Raw genomic sequence first — 375 nt, 5'->3', positions numbered from 1 at the left:
GGTCCGCGCGGACCCGTCGGTGTGGACCTCGCGGCCGAGGGACCCCACCTGCTGATCGAGGGCCCGCCCGGCAGTGGGCGTACGGAGTTGCTGCGGGCGGTCGTCGCGTCGCTGGCCGCCGCCGAGCGGCCCGACCGGCTGGGCATCGTCCTGATGGACGGCCGGGACGGCACCGGCACCGGCGGAGGCGCTGGTGGTAGCGGTAGTGGTGGCGGTGGCGGTGGACAGCAGGGGGAGGGGTCTGGGCTGCGGGTGTGCACCGACCTTCCGCATGTCACCACCCACCTCACCGCCAACGATCCGGTGCGGATGCGGGAGTTCGCCCAGTCGCTCAGCGCCGAGCTGAAGCGGCGGGCCGAACTGCTCGGGCGGACC

At 74.7% G+C, this 375-nt stretch carries 1 protein-coding gene; it reads left to right on the top strand.

The window, feature by feature from the left end:
- Positions 1 to 375 (top strand): FtsK/SpoIIIE domain-containing protein (locus AOK08_RS47805; protein WP_055532359.1); only part of this gene is annotated, 375 nt, incomplete at both ends.

The organism is Streptomyces graminilatus (genome assembly GCF_001418565.1).
In the GTDB taxonomy this organism is placed as follows: Bacteria; Actinomycetota; Actinomycetes; order Streptomycetales; family Streptomycetaceae; genus Streptomyces; species Streptomyces graminilatus.
Note: the sequence above shows the minus strand (reverse complement) of the source record. Positions and strands in the feature narration are given on the sequence as shown.